This window comes from Paenibacillus sp. MER 99-2, from assembly GCF_023714095.1.
Lineage (GTDB): Bacteria > Bacillota > Bacilli > Paenibacillales > Paenibacillaceae > Paenibacillus.
In genome coordinates this window covers 1,006,843-1,027,107 of the sequence record NZ_JAMAUZ010000001.1, presented here as the reverse complement: position 1 = coordinate 1,027,107, position 20,265 = coordinate 1,006,843, and the positions used below count along the sequence as shown (strand labels likewise).

20 protein-coding genes are annotated in these 20,265 nt (G+C 45.2%); all 20 read right to left on the bottom strand.

Going from position 1 to position 20,265, the window contains the following annotated elements:
- Positions 1 to 59: 59 nt before the first annotated feature.
- Positions 60 to 1,265 (bottom strand): acetate kinase, encoded by a 1,206-nt coding sequence (locus M3636_RS04705; RefSeq protein ID WP_251381399.1) that lies wholly within the window; start codon positions 1,263 to 1,265, stop codon positions 60 to 62.
- Positions 1,262 to 2,134 carry a 3-hydroxyacyl-CoA dehydrogenase family protein gene (locus M3636_RS04700; protein ID WP_145047441.1) on the bottom strand — a complete coding sequence of 291 codons (873 nt, stop codon included), beginning with the start codon at positions 2,132 to 2,134 and terminating at the stop codon, positions 1,262 to 1,264. The genes M3636_RS04705 and M3636_RS04700 overlap by 4 nt, the downstream gene beginning before the upstream one ends.
- A 133-nt stretch (positions 2,135 to 2,267) precedes the next feature.
- Positions 2,268 to 3,770 (bottom strand): AAA family ATPase, encoded by a 1,503-nt coding sequence (locus M3636_RS04695; RefSeq protein ID WP_251381398.1) that lies wholly within the window; start codon positions 3,768 to 3,770, stop codon positions 2,268 to 2,270.
- On the bottom strand, positions 3,763 to 4,290 hold the full coding sequence (locus M3636_RS04690) for a hypothetical protein (RefSeq protein ID WP_251381397.1): 528 nt from the start codon (positions 4,288 to 4,290) through the stop codon (positions 3,763 to 3,765). The genes M3636_RS04695 and M3636_RS04690 overlap by 8 nt, the downstream gene beginning before the upstream one ends.
- A 333-nt stretch (positions 4,291 to 4,623) precedes the next feature.
- On the bottom strand, positions 4,624 to 5,151 hold the full coding sequence (locus tag M3636_RS04685; RefSeq protein WP_251381396.1) for a hypothetical protein: 528 nt from the start codon (positions 5,149 to 5,151) through the stop codon (positions 4,624 to 4,626).
- Between the two features lie 35 nt (positions 5,152 to 5,186).
- Complete coding sequence (locus M3636_RS04680; RefSeq protein ID WP_251381395.1) at positions 5,187 to 6,491, bottom strand: amidohydrolase; 1,305 nt, start codon at positions 6,489 to 6,491, stop codon at positions 5,187 to 5,189.
- Positions 6,478 to 7,131, bottom strand: a complete 654-nt coding sequence (locus tag M3636_RS04675; RefSeq protein ID WP_251381394.1) for a redox-sensing transcriptional repressor Rex — start codon at positions 7,129 to 7,131, stop codon at positions 6,478 to 6,480. Before M3636_RS04675 ends, M3636_RS04680 begins: the two co-directional genes overlap by 14 nt.
- Positions 7,132 to 7,309: 178 nt before the next feature.
- The gene (gene dinG / locus M3636_RS04670) at positions 7,310 to 10,159 is read right to left on the bottom strand and encodes an ATP-dependent DNA helicase DinG (RefSeq protein WP_251381393.1); all 2,850 of its coding nucleotides are present in this window, start codon (positions 10,157 to 10,159) and stop codon (positions 7,310 to 7,312) included.
- 160 nt (positions 10,160 to 10,319) lie between these two features.
- Complete coding sequence (locus tag M3636_RS04665) at positions 10,320 to 10,952, bottom strand: tetratricopeptide repeat protein (RefSeq protein WP_251381392.1); 633 nt, start codon at positions 10,950 to 10,952, stop codon at positions 10,320 to 10,322.
- A 93-nt stretch (positions 10,953 to 11,045) separates the two neighbouring features.
- The gene (panD, locus tag M3636_RS04660; RefSeq protein ID WP_145408867.1) at positions 11,046 to 11,429 is read right to left on the bottom strand and encodes an aspartate 1-decarboxylase; all 384 of its coding nucleotides are present in this window, start codon (positions 11,427 to 11,429) and stop codon (positions 11,046 to 11,048) included.
- Positions 11,422 to 12,318: a pantoate--beta-alanine ligase gene (panC, locus tag M3636_RS04655; protein ID WP_251381391.1), complete on the bottom strand. Its 897-nt coding sequence runs from the start codon at positions 12,316 to 12,318 to the stop codon at positions 11,422 to 11,424. The genes panD and panC overlap by 8 nt, the downstream gene beginning before the upstream one ends.
- Positions 12,315 to 13,190, bottom strand: a complete 876-nt coding sequence (gene panB / locus M3636_RS04650; protein WP_128102525.1) for a 3-methyl-2-oxobutanoate hydroxymethyltransferase — start codon at positions 13,188 to 13,190, stop codon at positions 12,315 to 12,317. Before panB ends, panC begins: the two co-directional genes overlap by 4 nt.
- A gap of 378 nt (positions 13,191 to 13,568) precedes the next feature.
- Entirely contained in the window at positions 13,569 to 14,546 is a 978-nt protein-coding gene (locus tag M3636_RS04645; protein ID WP_251381390.1) for a biotin--[acetyl-CoA-carboxylase] ligase, read from the bottom strand.
- Positions 14,533 to 15,840 carry a CCA tRNA nucleotidyltransferase gene (locus tag M3636_RS04640; protein WP_353056264.1) on the bottom strand — a complete coding sequence of 436 codons (1,308 nt, stop codon included), beginning with the start codon at positions 15,838 to 15,840 and terminating at the stop codon, positions 14,533 to 14,535. Before M3636_RS04640 ends, M3636_RS04645 begins: the two co-directional genes overlap by 14 nt.
- Before the next feature lie 61 nt (positions 15,841 to 15,901).
- The gene (gene bshA / locus M3636_RS04635) at positions 15,902 to 17,062 is read right to left on the bottom strand and encodes an N-acetyl-alpha-D-glucosaminyl L-malate synthase BshA (RefSeq protein ID WP_251381389.1); all 1,161 of its coding nucleotides are present in this window, start codon (positions 17,060 to 17,062) and stop codon (positions 15,902 to 15,904) included.
- Positions 17,063 to 17,162: 100 nt separating this feature from the next.
- A complete protein-coding gene (gene bshB1 / locus M3636_RS04630; RefSeq protein WP_251381388.1) occupies positions 17,163 to 17,861 on the bottom strand; it encodes a bacillithiol biosynthesis deacetylase BshB1 in 699 nt (232 codons plus the stop codon).
- Positions 17,858 to 18,298: a methylglyoxal synthase gene (mgsA, locus tag M3636_RS04625; RefSeq protein ID WP_251381387.1), complete on the bottom strand. Its 441-nt coding sequence runs from the start codon at positions 18,296 to 18,298 to the stop codon at positions 17,858 to 17,860. Before mgsA ends, bshB1 begins: the two co-directional genes overlap by 4 nt.
- A 54-nt stretch (positions 18,299 to 18,352) precedes the next feature.
- On the bottom strand, positions 18,353 to 19,156 hold the full coding sequence (gene dapB / locus M3636_RS04620) for a 4-hydroxy-tetrahydrodipicolinate reductase (RefSeq protein ID WP_251381386.1): 804 nt from the start codon (positions 19,154 to 19,156) through the stop codon (positions 18,353 to 18,355).
- 77 nt (positions 19,157 to 19,233) lie between these two features.
- Entirely contained in the window at positions 19,234 to 19,758 is a 525-nt protein-coding gene (locus tag M3636_RS04615; RefSeq protein WP_251381385.1) for a tetratricopeptide repeat protein, read from the bottom strand.
- Between the two features lie 51 nt (positions 19,759 to 19,809).
- Entirely contained in the window at positions 19,810 to 20,139 is a 330-nt protein-coding gene (locus tag M3636_RS04610; RefSeq protein ID WP_056696770.1) for a nucleotide pyrophosphohydrolase, read from the bottom strand.
- Between the last annotated feature and the right edge of the window lie 126 nt (positions 20,140 to 20,265).

The window sequence follows — 20,265 nt, the reverse complement described above, 5'->3', positions numbered from 1 at the left end:
GCAGGCTTAGGCCTGTCCCCTGCACTCCCTTGTCATGCTATATTCACTTTACAATTAGATTACTGAGAATTCAATACGATTCGGTGTGTATCTCTTGCAATCACCAATTCTTCGTTCGTTGGCACAACAAGAACATCGACTTTGGAATTGCTCGTTGTGATGCGACGTGGTTCACCAGAACGGATCGCATTCAAAGCTTCATCCAGTTCAACACCCAGGTACGTGAGCTGCTCACATACTTTTTGGCGCAGAACAACGGAGTTTTCACCTACACCTGCTGTAAAGACGATTACGTCTACACCGTTCATTGCTGCAGCATATGAACCAATGTATTTACGCAGACGGTATTCGTACATCTCGAAAGCCAGTGTGGAGTTAGCATCGCCATTCTCCATACCTTCTGTAATCTCCCGCATGTCGCTGCTGATTCCAGAGATCGCCAGCAAGCCACTGTGCTTGTTCAACATGGAGTTTACTTCGCTTACGCTCAGTTCTTCCTTGTTCATTACGTAAGGTACAATCGCTGGATCGAGGTCACCACTACGTGTTCCCATCATCAATCCTTCGAGCGGAGTCATACCCATAGAAGTGTCTACAGAAAGACCACCTTTAACGGCTGTTACACTACCACCGTTACCTACGTGACAAGTGATGATTTTCAGGTCTTCCAAAGGACGATCCAGATATTCTGCTGCTGCTTTACTTACATAATCATGGGAAGTACCGTGCGCTCCGTAGCGACGAACTTTGTATTTTTTGTAAAGGACACGTGGAATAGCATACAGATAAGCTTTCTCAGGCATCGTTTGATGGAATGCTGTATCAAAGACCATAACTTGAGGAACGCCCGGCATATTCAATTCAGCCGCACGAATACCCATCATTGCTGCTGGATTATGAAGCGGCGCCAGGTCGAATAAACGGCGAATTTCAGCTTTGGCTGCATCATCAACCAATGCGGATTCTTTAAATGCTTCACCACCATGAACAACACGGTGTCCGACAGCTTGAATTTCATCTACGGAACCTAATACGCCGTGTTCTTTGTCTGTCAGCATGTCGATAACTTTACGAATTGCAGTAGTATGCTCCAGAATCTCGCTAACTTCTGTCACGTCTTCGCGACCAGTTGGTTTGTGCGTGAGAATGGAGGAGTCCATTCCGATCCGCTCTACAAGACCTTTTGCGAGTACGGACTCATCTGTCATATTATACAATTGATATTTAAGCGAGGAGCTCCCCGCGTTGATTACTAATACTTTCACAGTCTGTCACCATCCTTGTCGTACTTGAAGAATCCTTCGCCCGCTTTGACACCCAGGTGTCCTGCACGTACCATTTTCTTCAGGACAGTCGAAGGACGATATTTCAATTCCCCGAATTCACGGAACATTCTTTCGAGTGCTGCTTCAACGGAATCAAGTCCGAAACGGTCAGCCATCTCAAGTGGGCCATGCTGGAAGTTGTATCCGATACGCATTGCGTCATCAATGTCCTCAGCAGAAGCAACACCTTCTTGCAATACATGAAGTGCTTCATTGATCAGAAGGCAGATCAAACGGGATGTAACGAATCCTGGGGATTCATAAATCATAACGCCTTTTTTATCTACTACTTCTTCAACGAAACGTCTAGTCTCATCAAATGTGGAATCAGACGTCTTCAAGCCACGAATAATTTCAACAAGATCAACCCGGGATACCGGGTGAATAAAGTGCATACCAATAACACGCTCTGGGTACTTGGTCGAGCTTGCAAGCTCGGTCAAACTCAGCGTGGATGTATTACTTGCAAGAATAACATTACTTGGGCAAACTTGATCCAGTTGGCTAAACACTGCTTTTTTAGCTTCCAGATCTTCCGAAATCGTCTCAATGACCATATCGCAAGAACCCAGCTCTGCCAAATGTGCAACTTTGTTGATACGGGAGAGGATCAGTTTTTTCTCTGCCTTTGTAATTGCCCATTTCTCTAGTTGTTTATCCAAGTTGGTCTCAATCATGTTATAAGCATAATCAAGCTTCTCCGTTGTATGCTCCACCAGAAGCACATCAAGTCCTTTGGCTGCGAGCATTTGGGAAATACCTTGCCCCATCGTACCGCCGCCGACAACTCCTATTTTTTTAAAAAACATGGTTCTGTTCCATCCTTTCGGTTCTCTATTTCTCTATTGTACCCTGTTCGCCGAAAATTACAAATTTCGACCCAACATATAATAATATCTTAGCACGACTGAAATGTAAAAAAAAATAACCGACATAAATAAATTATGCCGGTAAAAGGGCGCTGTCACGAAATTGACAACGAAATTGCTCCCCAGACAACACTTCTTCTCTCATCAAGGTATCTAGAGAATTGTCGAAAATTGTCCGTTGCTCTTCAAGCAGTCGTTTCGTCTGATTCATAAGCTCCTGCAAAATGACTTTGTTCTCTCTCATCAACTCTTCGGTAGTCACCATATCCATATTTACAATACCGAGTGATGTCAGGCCAGAAGCCATCATGGTCTGTACAACATTTGTCGCCTGTTCAAAGTCATTGCGCGATCCCGTACTACGACCACCGTAATACATTTCCTCTGCAGCCGCACCACCAAGGGCAATCATAATCTGCTCTTCCAAGAATCGTTTGGTATATAAATAATGTTCTTGCTGTGGATTATGACGCACATACCCGAGAGCCTGTCCACGTGGACTGAGTGCTACCTGACTAACACTACCCGGTCGAACTAACTCTGCCATAATGGCATGTCCCAACTCGTGAATAGCTACCCGTTTCTTTTCTTCCTCTGTCGATTCACGATCGGTCTTCTCACCCATCATTACTTTGTCAATTGCCATGGACAGATGACGCTGTTCAATGCTAGCAAGCTTTTCTCTCATGGCGTAGATCGCGGCTTCATTCATGACACTTTCCAATTGTGCACCGGAGAACCCATAAGACTCTTCTGCCGTCTTCTCAAGGCTCACATCTGTCATGAGAGGCTTATTGACCGCGTGTAGCTCCAAGATGTGCTTTCTCCCCTTCTTATCAGGCATATCCACCTGAATATGACGGTCAAAACGTCCTGGGCGAGTCAGAGCACTGTCCAGCATCTCTTTACGGTTCGTCGCAGCAATTACAAGGATACGAGGTGTTTCCGATGAATAGATCCCGTCCATTTCAGTCAGTAGTTGATTCAACGTCTGATCGTATTCGCGTTGTTGTCCACCTTCACGCTTACCACCAATGACATCAATTTCATCGATAAAGATAATGGCATTTTCTTTATTTTCCTTCGTTGCACGTGTTCTTGCGTCACGGAACAAATCACGAATTCTACCTGCACCGACACCGACGTACATTTCCACAAATTCACTTCCTGATGCAGCGACAAACACGGAATTTGTGTAATGAGCTGCTGCTTTGGCCATCAAAGTTTTACCTGTTCCCGGAGGCCCTGTGAGCAAAATACCTTTCAGCGGGCGAATCCCGAATTTTTGAATTTCTTCATGGCGAATAAGAAAATCTAGCGCTTCTCGCAGCTCCTGCTTGGCACTGTCCTGACCACCAATTTCTTCAAATGTCAGCTTAGACGGTCCTTTTTTCTTCCGTTTACGTTCTTGACTTGCTCCAACGGTAATGCCACCACGCATCTGCATCATGAACAGCAATCCTCCGACCAGCAATACAGCAATCAGAATTGGAACGATATTTACACCCACAAAAGCAAGAAAGATAATTAGCACAGGTACAAATCCAATTAAAATTTCTTTAGTCCACTTAGGCATTTGGCCACACTCCTATCTGTCCTGGCACACGTGGTAGAATAATAAACTTGCTCGCATCTCCATCACGTAGACTGACGTATACGTTGTTATCATCCATTGCGGTATTTACTTTAATTCCATTCGTAGCCATCTTAGATAAGGTCGGTGTAATTTCAGTATATTGTTTGTTTTCCATCGCTTGAGCTACAGTAAACATCGCATCGCCCCACCAGTTTTCCAATGCTTCGTTCGAATGATCAACAACATCAAGTTGCAGAGCGCGATTGCCGATCAGGGTCTGTCCTTCTTTATGAATATATTGAACTAATCTGCCCAAATCAACGTCTGGTTCAAGATCAAGTTTCAATTGCACACTATTGCGGTTAATAGTTAATTGAACATCATTTACTCCATCATACTGGGTAACGATTTTTTGAATCGGATTCTGCATGGCCACTTGGCGATACACAAACCAACCTCCAAACAACAGGACGGCAGAAATGACGGCAGTTAAAGCAATCGGTAATACTTTTAGCTTCAAATGAGTTTCCCTCCCAAATTTGGCCTATCCTATAGTCTGTAGGCATGAATAGATTTTGTAACCGAAGTCCTGTGACGTACTTAACAGGATTTATTTGTTTATTCATCATGTAATGTTGAATACATATCTGAGTATATCACATCGTATATACAATTTCGAAGGCTAAAATATGAATAAATTATTAATTTTAACTATTCAAATCCAAATAGAAACAATAAAACACCAAAGCTCCTGAGCAGTATAAACTTGCCTGCCAGTGCTTTGGTGTTTTATTTTGCGAAACGATTTTGACTCCATTCATAACTTTTGAGTAAGCATGCTTCCTACTCTAGCCTAGCTGTTTGGTAATGTGTAGACTAAATCTACCTGCTCCCCATTGCTAAACCGATAGAAACGATAATAATTGTGTGTATCATCATTGTAATATACTTGCCATACATAGATTCCATTCACGACACCAGGCATAATGCGCTTAATTTCTCCACCTGGTACCTCCGAGCTAAAGCGATTGCGAATCTGGGTTTCAGACATGCCATTCTGAATCAGTTCGCTGTGCACTGCATTAGAGCCTGTTACCGGTTTGTTTGTATTATCGAATTTCACCCATACGAGAACATCCTGGTTGTCCTTATTTTTACCGACAAAGGTCCAATAGATGTTGTCTGCGCCCTCTTTACCGCCCCAGACATACTTTCGCATGTCTTGAGTGAATGTAATATCTTGCTGCTGTGCAGCTTCAATAGCCATAGCTTCTTCATTGCGCTGATCCTGAGTGACATAGACATAATAACGTTGAAGTCCAAACAGGAGCAGAACCAGAACCAGCAACGATATCCAGATCCACTTCTTTTTTCTCTTCAAAAGCCGAACTTCCTTTCCTCTAAGACGCTGCATGATTAACGAGCAAGCAGACCATCAAATGCCAATTGAGATTCACGCAAGATGCGCTCTTCGTCCATCGTGAGACATTCGCCATGTTTAACTACTTGTTTACCATCCACCCACACATGCTCCACGTCTTTCGCTGAAGCCGAATAGATAGAATGTGAGATTAGATCGGTGTGCGGATAGAAATGAGCCTGCTCAATGTTGAGAGCGATAAAATCTGCCTTCATCCCTACTTCTAATAGACCCGTGTCATCTAAGAAAATAGACTTAGCGCCATAAGCTGTTCCTAACAAAAGAGCTTCTCCAGCTGGTACAGCCGTTGGATCACCCGATACCCCTTTATGAATAAGTGCTGCCAGTCTCATCTCTTCGAACATATCCAAGTTGTTGTTGCTTGCAGGCCCATCAGTTCCTAGGGATACCATCACACCGGCTTTCAGAAGATCCGGTACACGAGCGACACCCGAGGCAAGCTTCAAGTTACTACCTGGATTATGGGAGACTGCGACATGATTTCGAGCCAAAATTTCAATTTCCTCATCATTCAGATGTACGGCATGAGCGACAAGGGAAGGACGGGAGAAGAATCCCAGTTTTTCCAAATGAGCTACAGGACGAAGTCCATAATCCGTTACATTTTGCTCCACTTCTCGGATCGTCTCTGACATGTGTGTATGCAGAGGCAAATTCAAGTCATGTGCAACTTGTACAAGCTTCTCTATGTAATCCGGCGGACAAGTATACGGAGCGTGTGGAGAGATTACTGTGGTGATGCGGCCATCCGCTTGTCCATGCCATTCACGGGCAAATGCAGCCGACTCTTCCAGCTTACGCATCTGCTCTTCTTCTGAACACAGGCCAATAACACCGCGAGCCAGGGAAGCACGAATCCCGGATTGTTCTACCACTTTAGCCACTTGATCCATATGATCATACATATCGAGGAAAGCCGTAGTCCCACCTTTAAGCATCTCTAACACGGATAGGGATGATCCCCAGTACACATCTTCAGCTGTCATTTTTGCTTCCATAGGCCACATTTTCTCTTGCAGCCATACTTGCAGAGCTAGATCATCACCATGTCCTCTAAGTAAAGACATAGCTGCGTGACCATGCGTATTGATCAGACCCGGTAGGAAAAAAAGTCCTTTTCCATCCACTTTAGGCAGACTTTCGTCCCCTTCCGGCAACGTCTCACCAATATGCACAATCTTATCATTTTCCACAACCATGTAGCCTTGAACGACTTTCCAGTCCAGACCACTGTTTACGGCAAATTTGCCGTTATGAATAACCCATTTATTTGTTGTCATCTTCCTCGTCGTCCTTTCCATTCTCCAGGTAATAAGCAAGGCTGAGCAGATCCGTCGTAAAATCAGCATGATGGATGCGAATATGCGGCGGCGTTTTCAAAATCGTTGGTGCAAAATTAAGTATAGCCTCGATACCCGATTCAACCAGTTGATCAGCTACATTTTGAGCTTCTGTATCTGGAACTGTAATAATGCCGATTCGAATATTATCCTTTTGGACAGACTCTGATAATTCATTCATCGGTTGTACTTTCAGGCTATTAATTTGAGTACCGATTTTGGGACCGTAAGCATCAAACACGGCAACAATCTTCATGTTGTCTTTTAAATATGCATTGTAATTGGACAAGGCGTGTCCAAGGTTACCCGCACCAACCAATGCCACGTTGATTTGCTGGTCGATCTTCAAAATATGACGAATCTTCTCAATCAAGTAGGAAACGTCGTAACCAATGCCTTTGCGACCAAAATCACCAAAGTAGGCTAGATCCTTCCGAATCTGAGCTGGATTAAGATCCAAGCGCAGTCCTAGTTCTTGAGAAGAAACCGTAGTAACCTCGCGTTGACTCAATTCACTCAAATAACGCAAGTAAACTGGCAAACGCCGCACTACAGCTTCTGATATTTTATCTGATTTCATTCGTTTACTCCCCTTTACCAATGTGACCCTGTAGATAGATTAAATAGGAGGCACCCTGCATCCCAATAATTCACGTTTTACCTGGACAGGATGCCTCAATGATTGAATCTAATAAATTTTACAACTAATTGCATTCATGGTGCAATGCTTGTGCGTATAGCACTATTCCGATGCTTCTTCAGTAGGTTTGGTCTAACCACTCACGAATTCGTGGAACCATCTGTTCGGTGAGCATATGCTCCATTTTGGGACCTGGTAATGAATATAAGAAATACTTCCCATAATATGCTTCGATAACCCGTGTATCGTATACAATAACGATGCCTCTGTCCTTCGCTGTGCGTACAAGTCTTCCGAAGCCTTGCTTGAAACGAATAACAGCCTGTGGCACAGATAACTTCATAAATGGATTTTTCTTCTGTTGTTGCAACAGCTCGCTTTTCGCTTCCAGAAGTGGATGATTAGGCGGCTGGAACGGCAATCTAACAATAGCCAGACAAGTGAGTGCATCCCCCGGAATGTCCACGCCTTCCCAGAAGCTGCTCGTACCCAAAAGCACAGTAGCCTTTGCGTCTTGGAAGCGGCGTGTAAGCTTAGAACGACTACCACTATCCACCCCTTGACCGAGCAGAGAGATATCGTTACCTGCCAACGCCTCTTTCAGTGGGTCATACACCTGTCTCAGCATCCGATACGACGTGAAGAGTACCATCATCCGTCCACGAGTGGCAATGGCGGTTTCGGCTAATGAATGCACCAACATATCAACAAAGTGTGCATCCCCTACGCTGCCTTTTACACTTGGGAAGTCACGCGGAATGACAAGCAGTGCCTGATCCCGATAACGGAACGGGGACGGTAGCAAGGACGTAAGTAGGCGGTTATGGTCTGCTGCTTCCTGCAAGCCTAGTTGCTCAATCATAAATTGGAATGACTTATCTACAGAAAGGGTAGCGGATGTCAGAACAACGCTTTTCTTTTTGTCAAAAAACAATTCCTTCAGTTGTGCGCTGACATCTACAGGAACCGCATAGAGCTGTAGCGATTTGCTACGGAATTGTCCACTTGCTTCCATCCAATATACCGTGTTGGCATCATCCATTCGCATGAAGAAGCGTAGATTTTCTTTGAGTAAGGCAAGATCCTTCAGAAGACCTGTAATATCCGTAATCAAACTATCGGATTGATAATCATCTTGTTCTTCCTTCACCTCAAGTAACAGCTTATCGCCCTTGCGAATCAAGTCACCCAACGTTACGTATATTTGATTCTCATCCTCTTGTAGCGCCTTCCACTTATCCGGTTTCATTGACGGCTTCAATCGAAGAGAGAATTGACCCGTCTCCCCTGGAGAAGCATCACTGCGCTCAGGAAGAAGATTGAATAAAGACTCACTTAATCTGTCCCACATGTCCTTGACTTCAACAGCAAGCGGGAACATCTGATCAATAGCTGAGCCCCACTGTACTGATTTTTCGTGATTCGATAGCTGGGATCGAAGCATAGGCAACTGACCATTACGGCTATCTTTAAACAGACGTGTAAGCGTATGAACCATCGTGAAATATTTCATATGCAAGCCTAAATGCTTACCCGCTACGTCCTCCAGATGATGAGCCTCATCAATAACAAGACTTTCATATGCAGGAAGAAGCTGATGGCTTGCTTTTACATCGGTAAACAATTTGGAATGATTCGTGATTACGATATCTGACAATCCTGCTTCATGCTTCGCCCGGTGATAGAAACATTTGCGGAACCAAGGACAAGATCGTCCAAGACAGGACTCAGATTCGCTCTGCACCGTCTCCCAGAAGTCCCCACCACGCGCACTCAGGTTCAATTCCTCATCGTCACCTGTCTCTGTCTGTGCAAGCCAAACAATCATCTGTGCTGCGGTGAAATAGTCCTCTTTGGGTGTAGCAAATTCACGTTTGTTGATTTTGTGCTCAAATTTGCGCAGGCACAAATAATGCCCCCGCCCTTTAAATACAGCGGCTTTGAACGGAAACGGTACAACTTCCGTCAGCATCGGTATATCCCGTTCTCTGAGCTGCTCCTGCAGGTTAATGGTGTGTGTGCTCACCATCACTTTCTGTTCTTGCTTCACACTTTCATAAATGGCTGGCAACAGATAGCCCAGAGACTTACCTGTTCCGGTACCCGCTTCAATAAGCAAATGCTTCTCTTCATCAAGAGCCTGCCTAACACTACTGAACATTTGAGTCTGTGCTTCACGTTCCTCATAATGATCTAACGTATCTCTGAGATTGCTTCGAACCTGATCCATGAACTGATCAAAGCTGACACCATCCAGCGGATTACCCTCCAGCTCATTGCGAGGAGCACCAATATCCATCCAATCACTCACATTAAGCGCTAATTGGCGGTAATAGGTGTGTCCATCCAGATCCTGAATGGGTTCAGCTTCCCTCTCACTTCGCATGCCATCCAGATACCAACCAAAGTCACTATCCTCTGGTGCAAACAAGTCAGACAACCGCTGAATCGTAATAAGGGGCAGTTCCCGCAGCTCATCCAAGCATTTCAGTAGTACATGCGCGGTAGCTAACGCGTCGCTGTCCGCCTGATGAGGACGGTCGTGCACAAATCCGAATTCAGCCGATACATATCCTAATTGATAGGAGCTGAGTGAAGGAAATGAGATTTTGAGAAAATCAATGGTATCCAAAATTCGTCCTGTGAATGGCAAGTATCCACAACGATCCAGTGCATTTTGAAGAAAATGAAAATCAAATGCAACGTTATGACCAACCAGAACGACATCGTTCAACAGTGGAACCATCTCCATCATCATCTCTTCCAATGATGGAGCGTTCGCAACATCTTCCTCGGTTATACCGGTTAACCCCGTAATAAACGGGGGAATCGGTACACCCGGATTTACATAAGAACTATATATTTGAGAAATGCTGTAGTCATGATCTATGATGGCAAGTCCGGCCTGTATAATTTCACCGTCGGACTGCGTGCCGGTTGTTTCGAAATCCAATACGGCAAATTTCATTGCAATGTACGATCCCTTCCATTCCAGTCTATGTTACAGCATAGCAAAAAAAAGGACGTTTGAAAATTAACTGACAAAAAAAGGCGGTGCCTCCTCCGTATTTTCCTGAGGAAGAAACACCGTCTTCATGCTGGCTACTCCATTTCTATTCACAATGCAGTTAACCAATTCCAAATTGCAATTGTCCTTTATTTTGCCTGCAAGCTTCCATATTATACAGTGGTTCGGTCAACGTTGGGTCATGCTGAAGCGCCTGGGCAAACAATGAGCATGCTCCTTGTGGATTGGCAAGCTTGGCTTCAATACATCCAAGGGCATTACAGACCAGCCCCTTCAGACGCGGTGATCCTTTAAGTCGCAAGATTCGATGTAAGTGTGTTAATGCCTCTGTGTTCTGTTCCAAATTGAGATGAGCAAGCGCCAGATAATAACGAGTCAATGCACTATCTGGATAGTCGGCTACAATCCGTGAAAATTGGGTAATGGCTTGCGGGTACATTTGCAATTTGAAATAGCCTTGACCTCGGCTAAAGCATTCCAAATGAAGTTCAGGCAGTGCCGTAACGGCTTCCTGTTCCGGTTCAAGGGAAGCAGGTTTGACCAGCTCCTGTTCACGCACCTGACTCATTTTCTCTTCAAACATCAGCCACTCATCAATCATGCCGTCACTCATCCGCTTGAGCAAGTTCCACTTTTGCAGCAATTCCTGTTTGTTCAGGCCTTCAGCGGAAGGGTAGCGCTTGATAATTTCATCTAACATGTCGTTCATTTCTGCGAAAACATGCTGGAACATCGATGCATCCCCACCCTTGAAAAAATGAATTAGTGCAGTGACCTGTACTCATTTTTTGCTTGATGCACCGATTTCATTCCCCTTACCAGTCGATTACATAATCGTTGCGTGGATCTCTTGTTTTGAGGTTTGAACGGGCTTGTTATGCTCATCCACAAAAACAACGGTTGGTTTGTGCGTATTAGCCTCCTCCTGAGACATCATCGCATATGAAATAATAATAACGTTATCACCAGGCTGAACCAACCGGGCAGCCGCTCCATTGAGACAGATCACTCCGCTGCCACGCGGGCCAGGAATGACGTACGTTTCTAAGCGTGCTCCATTGTTATTATTTACAATTTGGACTTTTTCATTTTCCATCAAATCGGATGTTTCCATCAAATCCTCGTCAATGGTTATACTACCCACATAATTCAAATTGGCTTCTGTGACGGTAGCGCGGTGAATTTTGGATTTCATCAATGTTCTAAACATGAGACAGCACCTCCGATTTGTGCAATTTAATATTATCGATCAATCTGGTTTTGCCAAATTTAACTGCGAGGGCAATTAAAACATCCTCACGTCCGTATACTTTTTCATGGTCAGCTAAAGGTTGTAAACTTGGAAAAGCTTGAATTTCGGCATAATCAATGACCGCCAGAGGTGAGGCTTGAATCACCCTACGCAACATTACGCGGATGTCCTCCGCAGTTACTGAAGGACTTGTATCTATAGTCTCCTGAGCTGATCGTAGTGCCTGAGACAGTACGAGTGCCTGCTCACGCTGTTCTGCGCTTAGATAGACATTCCTCGAGCTTAGAGCCAGACCATCGCTTTCACGCACGATTGGGCAAGGTACGATCTCCACAGCCATGTTCAGATCATTGACCATCTGCTGAATGACCGCCACCTGCTGCGCATCCTTCATGCCAAAAAATGCACGCTGTGGTTGTACGATATTAAATAACTTGGATACCACTGTTGTGACCCCATCAAAGTGCCCTGGGCGGGAAGCTCCGCACAAACGATCCGTTAATTGGGAAACAGACACTGTTGTCTGTGTAGGTTCTGGATACATCTCGTTCACAGAGGGAATAAATACAATATCCACCCCTTGCAATCTTGCTGTCTCCACATCTCTAGCTTCATCACGAGGATAGCTGTCAAAGTCTTCATTGGGCCCAAACTGAATTGGGTTCACAAAGATACTCAGTACGACGATATCGCTCTGTTCCTTCGCTGCTCTCATCAGGCTTGCATGTCCTTCATGGAGATAACCCATAGTAGGTACAAAACCAACCACGGCTTCACTCGTACCCATACTCTGACGTAATCTGCTAATTTCCTGTCTGACCTCAGTTATTGTGCGGATTACTTTCATCCGTTGTTCGCCACCTTTTCTTTGCGATGTCCGTATAATTGATCTAACACGCCATCTGCTGCTGTGAATACATGCTCTTGTGCTGGGAATGAACGGTCTTTGACTTCCTTCACGTAAGCACTGATGCTGTTACGAATCAATTCGCCCACATCTCCATAAGTTTTGACAAACCGTTTGGGTGTATAGGGTGAGGCGTATTGCACCACATCATGGAATACCAATACTTGACCATCACAGCCACGACCCGCTCCAATTCCAATCGTAGGAATGGATAGTTCTTCCGAGATCGCTCTTGCCACTTCTTCCGTTACCAATTCCAAAACAATACCGAACGCACCAGCCGCTTCAAGCGCCTTAGCTTCGTCCATCAGACGTTTCGCATCTGCCGCATCTTTGCCCTGAATACGATAACCACCGATCTGATTGACCGATTGAGGGGTTAGACCGATATGCCCCAGAACAGGCACACCTGCTTGAACTACCGCTTTTACGGTATCAGCGATCTCGATTCCGCCCTCCATTTTGACAGCATGAGCATGCCCTTCCTGCATCAAGCGACGTACACCCTTAAGGGTCTCATCAGTGCTACCGTGGTACGTCATAAAAGGCATATCTGCAACGATAAAGGTATTCTCTGCCCCGCGAACAACAGAGCGTGTGTGATACACCATATCGTCAATCGTTACAGGGAGTGTTGAGTTATATCCGAGCACGACATTACCAAGTGAATCGCCAACCAGAATAAGGTCAATGCCTGCTTCCTCAGCAAGTTGTGCGGTTGGATAATCGTAGGCTGTAATCATGCTCAGCGGAACGCCATCCTGCTTATATTTTTTCATTTTTACAATATTTAATGCTTGTTTGTTTGCCATTTGGTCATGGCTCCTTTCCCCTTTTCAATGTAAACACAACAAAAAAACCTTTTAGTTTTCCACTAAAAAGTCCCGAAAAGTCAAAAAAGAGTCACTTGCGATCGTCCCTTCTGTCTCGGTCCTCTTCGGCTCAGAGCAGAATCCAACATCTCACTTCAACATCAATCATTTGCTGTTTACCGTTCAAAATCACGTATTCAAACGCGAACTATTGAACAACCTCTAATACTGTTCGACTCAAGCCAATAAGGCATACTGTTGTGCGGAGTGCAATTCGGTCTACATTTAGCCGATATCGCCTCACACACACAGTATACCAAAGTTCGGCTTAAACTTCACGTCTTATGTTCATTTTAATGTTGGAAATTCGACAATTCTCTAGTTCATTAACGAAATTTCGCCAGAGAATACTGTAATTCGTTCCCCATCCTTCTTCTGTACAATGAGTGCACCTGAGGAGTCAATTCCCATGGCCATCCCTTCAACAACGCCCTGAGCGTTAGATACCTTGATATCACGATGAAGCGAGACCGATAAAGCTTCCCACAACGCAGCAATCACATTAAAGCCTTGCTTTTGATACATATCATATAATTGCTCTAGCTCTGTTAAAATGGCTGCTGTCAGCAAAGTTCGGTCAACTGAATTGCCTGTTTCTATTTGGAGAGATGTTGCTATTGCAGACAGTTCTTCTGGGTAATCTTGTTTGTCAAAGTTAACATCTACTCCGATTCCTGCAATACAATATCTGAGTTCATGGTCTTCTAGAGCTGACTCCATTAGAATTCCACATATTTTACGTCCATTAACCAGTACATCATTCGGCCATTTTATCCCAGCATCCACACCTGTAAACGAACGGATAGCACGACAAACGGCAAGTCCCGTTAACAATGTTAGTTGCGGTGTATTACGAAGAGGCTGCTGGGGACGAAGCAGGATGCTCATCCATATGCCTTTACCTGGAGGTGAATACCAGCTGCGACCATAACGGCCTCGTCCACTGGTTTGTTCCTCTGCAAGTACAACAGCCCCCTCGCTGACACCTTCATCTGCGAGCTGTTGCACATCTGCCTGGGTAGAGGACGTCGACTGCAAGATGACAGCTTTACGTCCAAACACCTTCGTTTGCAGTGCCAACTGAAGCCCTGCTTCGTCAATGCCATCGGGCTTCGTAAGAAGCCGATATCCTTTTCGAGAGACCGCTTCAAACTCATAGCCAAGATCACGTAGCTTATTCACATGCTTCCACACAGCCGTTCTGCTGATGAGTAGATGTTTGCTAATCTCTTCCCCAGATACAAACTGTCCATCAGCCTTCAGTAACATATGTAGCAGTTCTTCATGCTTGGTCAATGGCTCCCACCCGCTTCACTTCTGCACTCAGCGCTTCAGACTGATTTGCAATATTTCCAATCGCAGTTTCTCTCAGCAGATGTTTCATCAACTGTCCTAACCAAGGCCCACCTTTGCGACCAAGTAAACCTAGAATTGCCTCACCGGTAATATCTAGATCCTTAATTTCCTGTACCTGCATCGAGTGGCTCCACGCTGAAGCGTGAGCTTGTATATAGTTGAATTGATCTTCCATGGCCATGGGTAGTTCTCTCCAAGCCGGTGGAAGAATGCTTTGAATGGTCAGCCAATCTTGCGTGGCACGGCTACCACATACCAGTACCGTTTGGATCCACTCCGCTCGTAGCGCCTCTTCAGATTGATTCTCCTGCACTAGGCTTCTATTCATTGCTTCCACCTGGAGAACTCCAGTCATACGGGTACGTTCCTCGTTGGAGAATGTCCATTGACGTAATAGCACATCCGCTTCATCCTTCGAATAGTTCCCTGCCAGGAGAAGTAATGCCCAACGGAGCATGACATGCTCACCCTTGAGTTGCTCCAGGTTCAACAGAAGTGTTCTATTAAACCGGTCTGCATCGACAGGGGCTTTGACTTCTTCCAAGATCCGACTGCGAAGCAGAAGCTCCATACCTGTGAGGGGATGTGATCCTGCCATCATTTTGACCATCTCGGTACGCACTCGTTCCATTGCGATATGCTTCAACAGATCTCTCTGAAGGAGAAGTCCCTTCCACGTGTTATAGGCAATGCTGAAGTGGAAAACCGATGCAAAACGCACACAGCGAAGGATTCGTAGTGCATCTTCGCCAAAGCGCGCCTTGGCTTCTCCCACACATCGAACTCGCTCCTCCTGAATGTCACCTTGGCCTCCAAAAGGATCAACGATATTTCCGGCTGAGTCCATTGCAAGAGCATTCATGGTGAAATCGCGACGTTGCAAATCCTCTTTGATATCCTTCACAAAGTGTACGGCTGAGGGTCTTCGATTATCCTTATATTCCGACTCTGTACGGAACGTAGTCACTTCGAAATAATAGCCACCAGAGCGAACGGTCACCGTACCATGCTGCAGACCAGTTGGGATACAATCTTCGAATAACTGCATCACTTGCTCAGGAGAAGCCGAGGACGTGATATCCATATCATCCACTCTTCGTCCTAGAAGCTCATCACGTACACAACCGCCCACCCAATAAGCTTCATAACCATGCTCGTTCAACGTACGAATCACACGTTCACTTTGTCGTGCCATCTCTTGATCCACCTGTAGCCATTGAACCACTGTACTCACCTCATTACTGTCCTGCACTTCGCTGAGCACTTCCATATGCTCTTACGCAGTCAGGATTGTATCATCCACATACCGGCTTAAGACTCGGAACTTCACGTCCCAGCACACGGTAATAAATTTCTTCATATTCATGACGAATCGAATCATTGCAGAAATCATGATGTGCCCGATGTAAACAAGCTTCTCTGAATTCAGCAGCCAGACGATCGTCGGTTAACAAACGAATTGCATTCTCCGCCATGGACTGAGTATCTCCGATCGGAGACAAGAATCCTGTTTTGCCGTGTAACACCAGTTCAGGAATACCGCCAGCCTGTGAACCAATCGTTGGAACACCACAAGCCATTGCTTCAAGCGCAACGAGGCCAAAGCTTTCCTTCTCCGATGGTAGCATCAGAACATCAGCCATGGAGATTACTTGTGCGATGTCATCCTGTTTACCTAGAAAATGCACACGATCACTCAAGCCCATCTCATTAATCTTCCATTGAATTTTGGGCAGATCCGGTCCTTCACCCACAAACAATAATCGAGCAGGAACTTGCTCCTGCACCTGCCGAAACACCTCTACCACGTCCTGCGTTCTCTTCACAGGACGGAAGTTGGAAATGTGCATTAATATCTTCTCATCCGGTGCTGCAAAATCTCGTCGTAAGCTCGCCGCATCACGTGGATAATAAATTCGCTTATCTATAAAATTATAAGTGAGGTCGATTGGACGTTGAATATCCAACAATTCCACCGTTTCACGGATCAAATCACGAGATACAGCAGTTACTGCATCACTTTCATTAATTGCCAGACGGATGAGATCCTTCAATGATTCATCCTGTGCAAGCACTGTGATATCTGTACCGTGAAGCGTTGTGACCACTTTCAAGTCATCCCCTACCATCTGCTTAGCCAAGAAAGCACATACCGCATGTGGAACCGCATAATGTACATGAAGCAAATCAAGTTGCTGCGCCTTAGCTACTTGTGCCATCTTAGTCGCTAGGGACAGATCATAAGGCGGATAACGGAACACATAATAGTCATTAACCTCTACCTCATGATAGAAAATATTTTTCTGAAACGTACCCAACCTAAACGGGATACTGTTGGCAATAAAGTGAACCTGATGCCCCTGTTCGGCAAGCAATTTGCCTAGCTCCGTTGCGACAACGCCAGATCCTCCTAGGGACGGATAACAGGTGATGCCAATCTTTAATTTTTGATCCATCCAATGGACGCTCCTTTGATCCCCCGCACATGCAGGTTAATGTAATGCAACGGAAAACGAATCATCATTCATCATCTATGATAAAAAGGTTCACCGTCTTTTATTGATCTGCTGAACCAAACTGACGAACGACATAAGGTGTTAAAGTGGCGAAACCTTCAGCAAAAGGGATGAGACTACGCTGACCTAACAAGGAATCCCTAGCTCTTACTCGCTCTATGTAACCTTGATTCAGTGGAGTGGAAACGGTGCCTACCCCCATCTCAAACTGTGAACGATAACACAGTAATGAATTTTCCTTTTGTTCATAGTGTTCCGAAATATCCACAATCAAATCCGCTCGACCAATATCGTTAATGAAGTAAAAATAACATTCCTTCACTTGCACAGCTGGCAATTCTGGCATGTAATTTCGTAGCTTTGCATTAAATATCGCTTCCTGCACAATTTTGCTACACATCACATGATCCGGATGGCGATCCTCCCAATATGGAGCAAATACCACACGAGGGGCGTGACGACGAATCTCAGCCGTTACCGCTTGAATGTGCTCTGGCGTTATGTACAAGCCCCGATCGGGCAGTCCCAGATTTGACCGACACGAAAGACCGAGGACGCGGGAGGCTTCCTCCGCTTCCTCGGCTCTGCGCTCCACCGTACCGTTCGATGACATCTCAGCTCGGGTTAAATCACACACGCCAACCTTTAATCCGGCTGCCGTGTGTTTGGCAATGGTTCCACCCATACCAATTTCCGCATCATCCGCGTGAGCACCGAAAATGAGTATGTCTAAACTCATTGCGTATCACCCTGTTCAATGCCAGCCTCTGGTTTATATTTGTGAACAAGCTCTCTCCATGCAAAATCACCACGATCCAATGCTTTCACAAGAATCTCGGCTGTTGCAATGTTGGTTGCGAGAGGAATACCCTGAACATCACATAAACGAAGAAGTGCGTTAATATCGGGTTCATGTGGCTGAGCCATCAATGGATCACGCAAGAAAATAATAAGATCCATTTCATTCTGCGCAACCAGCGCACCAATCTGTTGATCTCCGCCAAGAGGGCCGGATTCAAATCGGTGAATCTGTAGAGATGTTCCTTCCATTATACGAAGCCCTGTCGTTCCAGTGGAGTACAATTGGTGGTCAGTAAATACAGGTTCATAAGCTGTCACGAAGTTGACCATTTCTTCTTTTTTGCGATCATGGGCAATAAATGCAATTTTTAACATGACAATCTCCTTTTGGGTTCAGGTTCAAAACGTCCGGGTTTTGAACAGCCTCTTTTAGTCGATAAAGTTATCAAAACCGTAGATGAGTCCTGTATATTCCATAACTTTTTGAATACCAATTTTAACACCTGGCATGTAACCTGCACGTTCATAGGAATCATGGCGAATTTTGAGCGTTTGGCCAAAATCACCAAATACAACTTCCTGTTGTGCAAATATACCCGGTAGGCGAACGCTATGAATGCGGAAACCATTGTAATATCCACCACGTGATCCCTCGATAAGCTCTTCTTCATTCGGGTTCCCCTGGCGAAGTTCCTCACGGTTCGCTGCAATCAGCTCCGCTGTTTTGATCGCCGTTCCTGAAGGCGCATCCAGCTTCTGCTCCCCATGGTACTCTATGATCTCCACGTTAGGCATATGTTTGGCCGCTTGTGCCGCAAATCTCATCATTAATATCGCTCCAATGGAGAAGTTAGGAGCAATCAAACCTCCGATGCCTTTGTCCTGACACTGCTTGTCCAGTTGCTCAATTTGTTCGGTTGTAAACCCTGTAACACCCATAACGGGTCTTACCCCATAACGGATCGCAATTTCAGTATGTTTAAACGCATATTGTGGGATCGTAAAATCCACCATTACCTGCGGTTTAGTCTCAGCAAAAGCCATTTCAATATCGTCGGTCACCAATACGCCACACTCTGGAAGACCGACGAGTGTTCCGGCGTCTGTGCCGGCGCCGGAACGGTTAACTGCTGCTGCCAACTCTAATTCAGGATCTTGAAGCACCAATTTCACCACTTCTCGGCCCATCCGGCCAGCCGCTCCAATGACGGCAACTCTGATTTTTTCACTCATCTTGGCTGCATCTCCTCGCTATGTTTGATCAGTAGTCCGAATCCATTCTATGTTAATGTCGCCATTAGAATGGATTCTTATTGAATAGAGTTCATACGCTGTTTGATTTGGTCGAGCAATAGATGCAGTTGACCATTCTGTGGATCCAGAGACAATGCATCACGTACAGCCTTCATTGCAAGGTCAAACTCGTTCAGATCGCTGTATGCAAGAGCTAGCATGACAAGTGCCTCCACAGATAAAGGGTCAAGCTTAACGGCTTGCTTAAGCAGTCTAGCAGCTTGCACATAACGTTCATGTGTTCCACTTCCTGCCTGTTCTAACATACCCTTGGCTTGAATGCTTAGTTCCTTCGCTTCAAGCGTCTGCAAATGCAATCTGTACTCCTCCGTATCCTGAGACAACTCCACGGCCTTGCGAGCATATTGCAATGCAGGACTTAGGTGCTGACTGCGCGCATGCGTGATGGAACAGCGATAATAGAGCTCCGCATGTTCCGGGTAAGCGTTAATGGCTGATTCGAACCACCGAATCGCCTGCTCAAAATCATTTTGCAAAATACAGCGATAAGCTTGCTGCATGTAATCTTCCGGCTTCATCATCCAAGCTGTCCCTCCCCAATCGGGTGATGGTACAGCATATGTAATCTACGCCTAATCGGTGTTTTTTGGAGTCCACCGATTAGCATCGCGTGTATTAAATTTATGCATGACTTTATCGTGTGCCTGAGCCAGGTCAATGCCGAGCGAATTGGCAAAACAAATCGTGATAAATAAAATATCTCCAAGTTCCAGTTCGATCGAGTTATCTGCTTCAGAAGCCTTCTTCGGCTTTTCACCAAACTCATGATTCACTTCCCGCGCAAGCTCCCCTACTTCCTCTGACATACGAGCCAGCATGGCGAGTGGACTGAAGTATCCCTCTTTGAACTGTGAGATATATAGATCAACCTCACGCTGCATTTCTGCGATGCTTTTCTCCATGAGAACGGATTCTCCTTTTGAAATAATGTCGTATTTGTTCATAATAATATCAGTTATTTAGATACACTTCCACAATATAAACCACAAATCATTTTTAAAGAATCTACAAAAAGGTATACTAGGATG